10 protein-coding genes and 1 pseudogene are annotated in these 9,125 nt (G+C 69.3%); 6 read left to right on the plus strand and 5 right to left on the minus strand.

All coding sequences use genetic code 11. From position 1 onward, the window contains the following. Positions 1-121 precede the first annotated feature (121 nt). The 3 genes and pseudogenes from ACOJVU_RS09815 to ACOJVU_RS09825 form a co-directional block, all read left to right on the plus strand. Positions 122-559, plus strand: a complete 438-nt coding sequence (locus ACOJVU_RS09815; protein WP_421529599.1) for a universal stress protein — start codon at positions 122-124, stop codon at positions 557-559. 51 nt (positions 560-610) lie between these two features. After that, a complete protein-coding gene (locus ACOJVU_RS09820) occupies positions 611-1,186 on the plus strand; it encodes a histidine phosphatase family protein (protein ID WP_421529600.1) in 576 nt (191 codons plus the stop codon). After that, positions 1,144-1,462, plus strand: a pseudogene (locus ACOJVU_RS09825) (SIMPL domain-containing protein); the annotation flags it as partial. The gene ACOJVU_RS09820 and the pseudogene ACOJVU_RS09825, both read left to right, overlap by 43 nt. 143 nt (positions 1,463-1,605) lie before the next feature. On the opposite strand, the gene hpt reads toward ACOJVU_RS09825, so the two are convergent. The 4 genes from hpt to dacB are packed head-to-tail and all read right to left on the minus strand — an operon-like array spanning position 1,606 to position 5,673. Beyond that, positions 1,606-2,217 carry a hypoxanthine phosphoribosyltransferase gene (hpt, locus tag ACOJVU_RS09830; RefSeq protein ID WP_421529607.1) on the minus strand — a complete coding sequence of 204 codons (612 nt, stop codon included), beginning with the start codon at positions 2,215-2,217 and terminating at the stop codon, positions 1,606-1,608. Positions 2,218-2,267: 50 nt separating this feature from the next. Continuing rightward, positions 2,268-3,266, minus strand: coding sequence for a tRNA lysidine(34) synthetase TilS (tilS, locus tag ACOJVU_RS09835; protein WP_421529601.1), 999 nt, complete (start codon positions 3,264-3,266; stop codon positions 2,268-2,270). Further along, positions 3,245-4,297, minus strand: coding sequence for a zinc-dependent metalloprotease (locus ACOJVU_RS09840; RefSeq protein WP_421529602.1), 1,053 nt, complete (start codon positions 4,295-4,297; stop codon positions 3,245-3,247). The genes tilS and ACOJVU_RS09840 overlap by 22 nt, the downstream gene beginning before the upstream one ends. Further along, positions 4,285-5,673: a D-alanyl-D-alanine carboxypeptidase/D-alanyl-D-alanine endopeptidase gene (gene dacB / locus ACOJVU_RS09845; RefSeq protein WP_421529608.1), complete on the minus strand. Its 1,389-nt coding sequence runs from the start codon at positions 5,671-5,673 to the stop codon at positions 4,285-4,287. The genes ACOJVU_RS09840 and dacB overlap by 13 nt, the downstream gene beginning before the upstream one ends. A gap of 119 nt (positions 5,674-5,792) precedes the next feature. Here dacB and ACOJVU_RS09850 point away from each other — a divergent pair, with 119 nt between their 5' ends. Next, entirely contained in the window at positions 5,793-6,281 is a 489-nt protein-coding gene (locus ACOJVU_RS09850) for an inorganic diphosphatase (protein WP_421529603.1), read from the plus strand. 15 nt (positions 6,282-6,296) lie between these two features. Here the strand turns inward: ACOJVU_RS09850 and ACOJVU_RS09855 are convergent, their stop codons facing one another. Then, complete coding sequence (locus tag ACOJVU_RS09855; protein WP_421529604.1) at positions 6,297-7,373, minus strand: DUF475 domain-containing protein; 1,077 nt, start codon at positions 7,371-7,373, stop codon at positions 6,297-6,299. Positions 7,374-7,495: 122 nt separating this feature from the next. Here ACOJVU_RS09855 and ACOJVU_RS09860 point away from each other — a divergent pair, with 122 nt between their 5' ends. Then, on the plus strand, positions 7,496-8,782 hold the full coding sequence (locus tag ACOJVU_RS09860; protein ID WP_421529605.1) for a hypothetical protein: 1,287 nt from the start codon (positions 7,496-7,498) through the stop codon (positions 8,780-8,782). 3 nt (positions 8,783-8,785) lie between these two features. Then, positions 8,786-9,125, plus strand: a 340-nt coding sequence (locus tag ACOJVU_RS09865) for a glycosyltransferase family 2 protein (RefSeq protein WP_421529606.1), incomplete at its 3' end; no start/stop codon positions are given.

Here is a 9,125-nt window from a genome sequence, read left to right on the forward strand (position 1 = left end):
TCGAACTACTGCCCAAGCAAGCAAAAGACAAACTCCTGCAGCTTTCCATCCAGCTGCATTCCACCGGACCAGAGGTCACAGAACGCTTCCTGCAGGAACTTGACAGCACCGGAGCCCGGAGATGACCGAAGCGCACCCAGTTATCGTGGTCGGGATAGACGGCTCGGAAGCCAGTGCGGACGCGCTGCGTTGGGCAGCCAACCAGGCCCGCCTCAGTGCCGGTGAGTTGCAGGCCGTGATCACATGGCAAACGCCATCCTCCTACGGATTTTATGTCGACTACACCGACGACGACGCGACCGCGGATGCGCGTAAGACGTTGGAGAAAGTAGTCGCCGAGGTCTTGGGCGAACCACCGTCGGTTCCGGTGAATCTTCGCGTGGTCAAGGGACAGCCAGCGGATGTTCTCACCGAGGCCTCGCGATCAGCAGACCTGCTTGTCGTAGGCAGCCGGGGCCGGGGCGGATTCGCCGGAATGCTGCTGGGTTCGGTCAGCCAGCACTGCGTCCAACACGCCGCGTGTCCCGTCCTCGTCTTCCGCCGTCCCAGTTCCGGATGAGTTGCCGAAAACGCATTTCAGGACCCCGACAAACCCGGGCAAAGGAGAGAAATGACTGAAGAAATGTCGCGAGTTTACCTGGCGCGTCATGGCCGTACGGCGTTCAATGCCGAGGGCCGGCTGCGCGGATTGAGCGATCCTCCGCTGGACGAAGTCGGCCTTGCCGAGGTAGAGCGGCTGGCCAAAGTGCTCGCAACCAAAGGTGCGACGGCGGTGGTGTCCAGTCCTCTGCAGCGGGCGGTCTCGACTGCGGAGGCCATTGGCCGAGCCGCCGGCATCCCGGTGAGCGTCGACTTGCGTCTGAACGACCGTGACTACGGGCCGATGACCGGACATCCCCGAGCCGAAGTCGAAAAGCAATATGGAAGCGTAGATTCCGCTCCAGGAGTCGAGCCACGTACTGCCCTGGCAGAACGCGCGAAGCGGGCGTTTTTCGAACTCGTCGCCGAACGCGCGCCCGGTCCCATCATCCTGGTTTCTCATGACGCGTTCAACCAGACCTTGTTAGAGCAATTGGATCCGTCGCTCGGTCGGGTCCAGCAGCGCACGGCATGCTGGAATCAGCTGAGTCTGGTGGATGGGACATGGCGAGTCGACGCCTACGACCAGATAGCACCAGACAGCTGAGTGGTAGCTGTCATGATGCCGCCGGCGCTGCCATCGCCACGGTGTCGGCGTGCGACTCCCACCACCCCATCCAAGCCGGGGGCGCGCGCCCGCCAGGGGACCGTGGTCGGTTCGGGGCACGTCCAGGGCGTCCCGGACACGTTGACCGTCCAGGTCGGCATCGAGTTCACCGCACCCGACGTCACCGCGGCGATGGATCAGACCAACGACCGCCAGCAGGCGGTCCCCGGCGCGCTCGCCGGAGCCCGGATCGAGCGCAAGGACGTCAGCACCACCGTCTGCGAATCCACGGACAGCGCCGAGCCGAGGGCCGCGCCCGGCGCCCAGAAGGCCATGCCGGCCGCCGTTCCGCTGGAACCCGGCCAGCCAGACGGTGAGCCTCTCGGTGGCCGCGGTGTGGAGGCTGGACTGCGGCCGGGCTACTGCTGGTAGACCCGCGGGTCCAGCATGCCGATGTACGACAGGTCGCGGTAGCGCTCGTCATAGTCCAGGCCGTAACCCACGACGAAGTCGTTGGGGATGTCGAAGCCCACGTAAGCGATCTCGACGTTGGCGCCCCGCGCATCGGGCTTGCGCAGCAGCGTGCACACCCGCAGCGACCGCGGATGCCGGCTGCTCAGGTTGCGCAGCAGCCAGGACAGCGTGAGGCCGGAGTCGACGACATCCTCGACGATCAGCACGTCCCGGCCCTGGATGTCGCGGTCCAGATCCTTCAGGATCCGCACCACACCCGACGACGATGTCGAGGACCCGTAGGAGCTGACCGCCATGAACTCGAACTGCGTCGGAACCGGGATGGCGCGCGCCAGGTCGGTGACGAACATCACAGCACCCTTGAGCACGGTGATCAGCAGCAGGTCCTGCCCGGCCTCGGCGACCAGCTCGCGGTAGTGCGTGCCGATTTCCTCGCCGAGGTCGGCCACCCGGGCCTGAATCTGCTCCGCGGTGAGCAGCACCGACGTGATATCCCCGGGGTAGAGCTCCGTTGGCTGGGCCGGGGTGATCGCCGAGGAGGTCTGCGCCACGAGCACAGCGTGCCATGCCGGAGCGCGAATAACCAACGGCGGCTCAGATATCGCGGTCACCGAAACGGCTGGTGCACCGGCTCGCGCCACATGGCCAGGACAGCGCCGCGCCGCCCCGCGATCAGCCGCTGACCACGCAGGGCCGACCCGACCGCCACCCCGCCCTGCCCACGCCACCCGGTGACCAGAGTGTCGATGCCTCGAATCTGCTTGTCGCGCAGACCGATCGCCCCGCCGTCCAGCAGCCAGCCGCGGATCACCCGCCGCCGGACCGGGGCGGGCAAACCGGCCAACGCACGGGCGTCGAGGTCCGCGCCTGTGCGCACCTCGGGCATCGCCTGCGCGGCGAGCGAGTCGATCAACTCGGTGTCCTCCCGCAGCGCCGTCGCGGTGCGGGCCAGCGCCTCGGCCACCCCGCCGCCCAGCGCGTCCTCGAGCAGCGGCAGCACGTCCAGGCGCAGCCGGGTCCGGGTGAAACGGCGGTCGGCGTTGTGCGGATCCTGCCAGGCCGACAGATCCAGCTCGCGGCACGCGGCGTGGGTCAGGCTGCGGCGCACCCCCAGCAGCGGCCGGCACCACGGCGGGTCGTGCGGGCGCATCCCGGCCAGCGAACGCCCCCCGGAGCCGCGGCCCAGCCCCAACAACACCGTCTCGGCCTGGTCGTCGAGCGTGTGACCCAGCAGCACCGGACCGTCGCGGTGGGCGCCCAGCGCCGCGTAGCGCGTGGCACGCGCGGCCGCCTCGAGACCGCCCTGGGGGCCGAACGGCGCGCGAACCTGGACGCAAAGAACCTGTGCATCAACACATCCCAATGCGATCGCTTGTTTGCGGGCGGTTTGCGCGACGTCTGCCGAGCCGGGCTGAAGGCCGTGGTCCACGATCAGCGCGGTGGTGGGCCGCAGCTGCGCGGCGATGGCGGTGAGCGCCAGCGAGTCCGGGCCACCGGACAGCGCCACACACCAACGCCCGCCGCCGGGGGGCTCGCTGGGCAGGTAGGCGACGGCGAACGCCTCGACGGCGGCGCGCAGCTGCGCTACAGGACCCTGTCGATCCATCGCCGAGGCTCGTCGATCTCAGCCGGCAGCGGCAACGTGTCGGGCCCTGACCACACGGTGTTGAACCGCCGCATTCCGACCCGACCCACCACATGGTCCACGAACACCTTGCCGCGGGTGTACTGACTGAGTTTGGCGTCAAGCCCCAGCAGGGCGCGCAGCACCCGCTGCAGCGGCGGCTGCCTGCGGTGGCGGCGCTCGTCGAAGCGGCGGCGGATGGTCGCCACCGACGGGACCACCACCGGCCCGACGGCGTCCATCACATGGTCGGCATGGCCCTCCAGCAGCGTCCCCAGCACCAGCAACTGATCCAAGGCCTCGCGTTGCGGCTCGGACTGCACGGCCCGCACCAGGCCCAGAATCCCCGACGATCCGGCATCGGCGCCCGCACCGCGGCTGCGCACGTAGTCGGCCAGCCGGGCGGTGAGCTGCCCGATGTCGTCGCCGGCGCCCTGGGTCAGCTGCCCGAGAGCCCCGGACATGTAATCGGCCAGCCAGGGGTTGGCCGTGAACTGCACGCGATGAGTCACCTCGTGCAGGCAAACCCACAGCCGGAAGTCCGAAGGGTCGATTCGCAGCTGCCGCTCGACGGCGATCACGTTCGGATAGACGAGCAGCAGGCAGCCCTCCTTGGCTGCCGCGAACGGATCGTACTGCCCGAGGATTCCCGAGGAGACGAACGCGAGCACCGCGCCCGTCTGCGCACCGGTGACGCGGCCGGTGAGAAAACCCCGCGGCTTTTCCGTCCCGTTGGTCATCACCCGCATCGACTCGGCCGCGGCCCGAACCCACGCCGGGCGGTCGACGATGCGGGCTGCCGGCACCGATCCGTTGGTGGCCAGGCCCGTGACGTCGCGCACCGGCGGTTCGGCTTTGGCGGCCGCGCCCGTCAGCTCATCGACCACCTGGCGGCGGGTGTACTCGCTGAACGGCGGGCCCGGCCGCGCCAGCCGCTGCCCGACGGTGGCCGCAAAACCCCAGTCGACGGCCGTCCCCAGCGTCAGGTCGGGCCCCGCGGTCACGTCGCGCATCCGCAGAACCACAGCTTGGCCGCCAGCGCGTCCATCGCGTTGCGGCCGTTGAGGCCCGCATCGTTGGACAGGAACGCGAAGGTGAGGACTCGTCCGCTGCGGTCGGTGACCACCCCGGCCAGCGAGTTGACGCCGGTCAGCGAGCCGGTTTTGGCGCGCAGCCAGCCGGCGGGGCCCTGGTTGCTCGCCGAGTCGAGAAAACGATCGCCCAGCGTCCCGCTGCCGGCGGCGACCGGCAGCAGATCCAGCAGCGCCCGCAGCCCGGGCTGGTCCGGCCCCGCGGCCGCCTGCACCGTGCCGTCGAGCGTCTTGGCCGTCAAGCGGTCCTCGACCGAGAGCCCACTGGAATCCAGCAGCGTGGCGCCGGCGGTGTCGACGTGCGCGCCGCTGAGGCGGTTGGTCACCGCGTCGACAGCTCCGGCGAAGCTGCGCGGCCGGTTGATGGCGCCTGCCACCTCGCGCCCGATGCATTCGGCCAGGACGTTGTCGGAGTGCTCCATCATCTGCGAGAGCCGCTCGATCAGCGGTGCCGACTGCACGACGGCCAACTGCCGCGCCCCCGACGGTGCCGTGGCGATCGTCACGGCACCGGGATCGAGGCCCAGGGCCTTGGCCAGTTCCCGACCGGCGTCGAGAGCCGGTGTGCGCGACCGTCTCGAGTTCACCGTGGTGGGCTGGATGCGCCCGGCGTCGATCATCACCGGCTCGATCGGCGCGATGTCGCCGTTGTCGACGTCGGCCGGGTCCCAGCCCTGCGCCAGCGTCGGGCCGCTGTAGGCCGAGGTGTCCACCTGCACCGTGGTCGGTGTCACGCCGCCACGACGGATCTGTTCGGCGAGGTCGCTGATGCGTGCCGAGTCCTTGTACCAGGTCTCCACGTCCGGCGGCGCCGCCGACAGCAGCGGGTCCCCGGCACCGACCAGCACGACCGGCCCCTGCGCGTTCTGGCCACCGGCCACCACCCGCGTGTCGATCCGGGCCTGCCGGTCCAGCGTCAGCAGCGCCGCGGCCGCGGTCAGGATCTTGTTGGTCGAGGCAGGCACCAGCGGCAGGTCATCGGCCACCTGCCAGAGCTCCGTGCCGGTCAAGGCATCGGTGACGCGCCCACCCAGCCTGCCGAGGTTGGGATCGCCGGCCAGGGCCGTCAATGCCGCCGCCATGCCCGCGGCGCTGGGCATCTCGGCGGTGTCGCCGACCGGCATCAGCCCCGGCGTCACCGTCGGCGGTCGCGGCGGCGCGACGGTGGCCCGTGCGCCGCCGGCACGGTGCCCGCTGCTGGTGAGGAACGTTGCTGCCCCGACCACGGCGGCCACGAACACCAGCACGGCCAACCCGATCAACACGTGGGTCGATTTTTGCCAGCGAGTAGGGCCCATCACTCTCCTGATTGTCTGACCCCATTGTGCCGAACGGGTCGGCCAACGCATCGAATAGGGTGGATGCGTAACAGGGCGGAACCAGACAAAGCACAACGAGACAAAGGAGCCAAAGCACGGTGGAATTCAATGTGACGATCGAAATCCCGAAGGGACAACGCAACAAGTACGAGGTCGACCACGAGACGGGGCGGCTGAAGCTGGACCGTTACCTCTACACCTCGATGGGCTACCCGACCGATTACGGCTTCATCGACGACACCCTCGGCGAGGACGGCGACCCGCTGGACGCGATGGTCCTGTTGCCGCAGTCGGTGTTCCCCGGTGTGATCGTGGAGGCACGTCCGGTGGGAATGTTCCGGATGACCGACGAGAAGGGCGGCGACGACAAGGTTCTGTGCGTGCCAGCTGGCGACCACCGCTGGGACCAGTTCCAGGACATCGGCGACGTGCCGGAGTTCGAACTGGACGCGATCAAGCACTTCTTCGTGCACTACAAGGACTTGGAGCCGGGCAAGTTCGTCAAGGCGGCCGACTTCGTCGGCCGCGCCGACGCGGAGGCCGAGATCCAGCGCTCGATCGAGCGGTTCAAGGCCCAGGGGCACTGACACCGCGGGAGGAAGTCAGGCGGCGGACCTGGAGTCGCGGCGGTTGCGCAGCACGCTCCAGGTCCACGCCGCCCCCACGACGAGCACACCGACCGACGCGGTGAATATTTCTGGTAGCTGATAGCGGGGTTCGATCGAGACCAGCATGATCACGGCCAGCACGCCGATCGCCCAGTGCGCGCCGTGTTCGAGATAGACGTAGCGTTCCAGCGCTTCCTGGTGGACCAGATAGATGGTGATGGAGCGCACGAACATCGAGCCCACCACTCCCAGACCCAGGACGATGACGATCGGATCCGAGGTGATCGCGAAGGCGCCGGTGACCCCGTCGAACGAGAAGGCGGCGTCGAGAACCTCGAGGTAGAGGAACAGCATCAGACCGGCCCCGCCGACCGCCGCGCTGAGGGTCGGCGCCGTCTCCGCATCGGACGGCCGGAACGCACGGCTGAGCCCGTTGACCACCAGGTACGTGACCAGGCCCAGCACTCCGGCGGTCAACACCGTCGCACGTTCATCGCTGGAGTGCGTCAACCGGGTGCCGGCCAGGATCAGCGCGGTCCCGGCCACGACCACCGAAACCTGGCCGAGCCGCCCCACACGGGCGAAGGGGACCTCAATCCATTTGAGCCACTTGATTTCTCGGTCGTGGAAGACGAAGTCCAAAAACAGCATCAACAGGAAGATCCCACCGAACGCGGAGATCTGGGGGTGCGCGGCGATGATCAGCTTCTCGTAGCTCGGGGAGCCGTCCGGGAACACCAGGGCGCCGTTCGCCGGCGGATGCAGCGCCAGCTCCATCGCGCGCACCGGGTCGATGCCGGCGCTCGCCCAGACGATGACCAGCGGGAACAGCAGCCGCATCCCGAACACCGCGACCAGGATGCCGACCGTCAGGAACATCCGCTGCCACCGCGCGCTCATCCGCTTCAGAAGCGCGGCGTTGATGATCGCGTTGTCGAAGGACAGCGAAACCTCGAGCACCGCCAACGCCAGCAGCAAGAACAGGTCCTTGGTGCCGCCGTGGGCGTATCCGAGTGCAAGGGCTACCGCGGTGAGCAACAGCGAGACCCCGAAGGTGCGGAACGAGGCCATGAATCCTTCCCGACAGCCGCCAACACTAGCGAAACCGATCGCCGTCGCCGCGCGCCGACGGCGACACACTATCTTCAGACTGTGTCGTTGCATCGGGTCGGCCGGCCAGGGGTGTCGTCCCGGTGACCGAAGTCGGAGCCACCAGCGGCCCGGTCGCTCGCGGCAGCGTGGCCCGCGTCGGCGCTGCGACCGCGCTGACCGCCCTGTGCGGCTACGCGATCATCTATCTGGCCGCCCGTGACCTGGCCCCCGGCGGGTTCTCGGTGTTCGGGGTGTTCTGGGGCGCGTTCGGACTGGTCACCGGCGCGACCAACGGGCTGTTGCAGGAGACCACGCGGGAGGTCCGCGCGAACCGCCACTTCGCCGGCTCCGACACCCCGCCCGGCCCGAACGGGACCCGCACCCATCCCTTGCGGATTGCCGCGCTGGTCGGGGTGGCCGCGGCGGTCGTGATCGCCGGGAGCTCGCCATTGTGGAGCCCCCGGGTGTTCGTGGCCGAGCGCTGGTTGTCGGTCGCGCTGCTCGGCGTCGGGCTGGCCGGGTTCTGTCTGCACGCCACGCTGCTGGGCATGCTGGCCGGCACCGACCAATGGACGCAGTACGGGGCGCTGATGGTCACCGATGCGGTGATCCGGGTGTCGGTCGCCGCCGCCACGTTCACGCTCGGCTGGGGACTCGCCGGGTTCCTGTGGGCGACCGTGGCCGGCGCGGTGGCGTGGCTGATCATGCTGGTGGCCTCGCCGGCGGCTCGGCTCGCGGCCCGCGCGCGGACACCCGGCGGCGCGGCGACCTTCCTGCGGGGCGCCACCCATTCGATCACCGCGGCCGGGGCGAGCGCGATCCTGGTGATGGGGTTCCCTGTGCTGCTGAAGCTGACCAGCGCCGAACTGGGGGCACAGGGCGGCGTGATCATCCTGGCGGTGACGTTGACCCGCGCGCCGCTGCTGGTGCCGCTGACCGCGATGCAGGGCAACCTGATCGCGCATTTCGTCGACGAGCGCAACGACCGACTGCGGGCACTGCTCGCACCGGCGGGGGCGATCGGCGGCATCGGGGTCCTCGGAGTTCTGGCGGCGGGCGTGGTGGGGCCGTGGTTGCTGCGCGTCGGGTTCGGGGCGCAGTACCAGGCGAGCGGCGCGCTGCTGGCCTGGCTGACCGCCGCCGCGGTGGCCATCGCGATGCTGACGCTGACGGGTGCCGCCGCGGTCGCGGCCGCGCTGCACCAGGCATATTCGCTCGGCTGGGTCGTCGCGACGGCGGCGTCGGGACTGCTGCTGATGGTGCCGCTGCCGCTGCCGGCCCGTACCGTGATCGGCCTGCTGTGTGGTCCGCTGGTAGGGATCGCTGTGCATGTCGTGGCACTCTCGCGTGCGGGGCGCTTCCCCGGCGCAACGGTGTCCTGGGTGTAGGTTATGGGGATCGAAAAGCACTATCCCGACGCCTGGATCGTCATCCCCGCCTTCAACGAGGCCGCCGTCATCGGTGAGGTGATCGCCGACGTCCGTGCGGTATTCGACCACGTCGTCTGCGTCGACGACGGCAGCACCGACGGGACCGGCGACATCGCGCTGCGGGCCGGGGCCCACCTGGTGCGCCATCCGGTCAACCTGGGTCAGGGCGCCGCGATCCAGACCGGCGTCGAGTACGCCCGAAAGCAGCCCGGGGCGCGGCTTTTCGCGACGTTCGACGCGGACGGCCAGCACCGTGTCAAAGACCTGGCCGCAATGGTGGACCGGCTCGGCGCGGGCGACG

Origin of the sequence: Mycobacterium sp. THU-M104 (assembly GCF_049197365.1) — a bacterium.
Taxonomy (GTDB): Bacteria; Actinomycetota; Actinomycetes; order Mycobacteriales; family Mycobacteriaceae; genus Mycobacterium.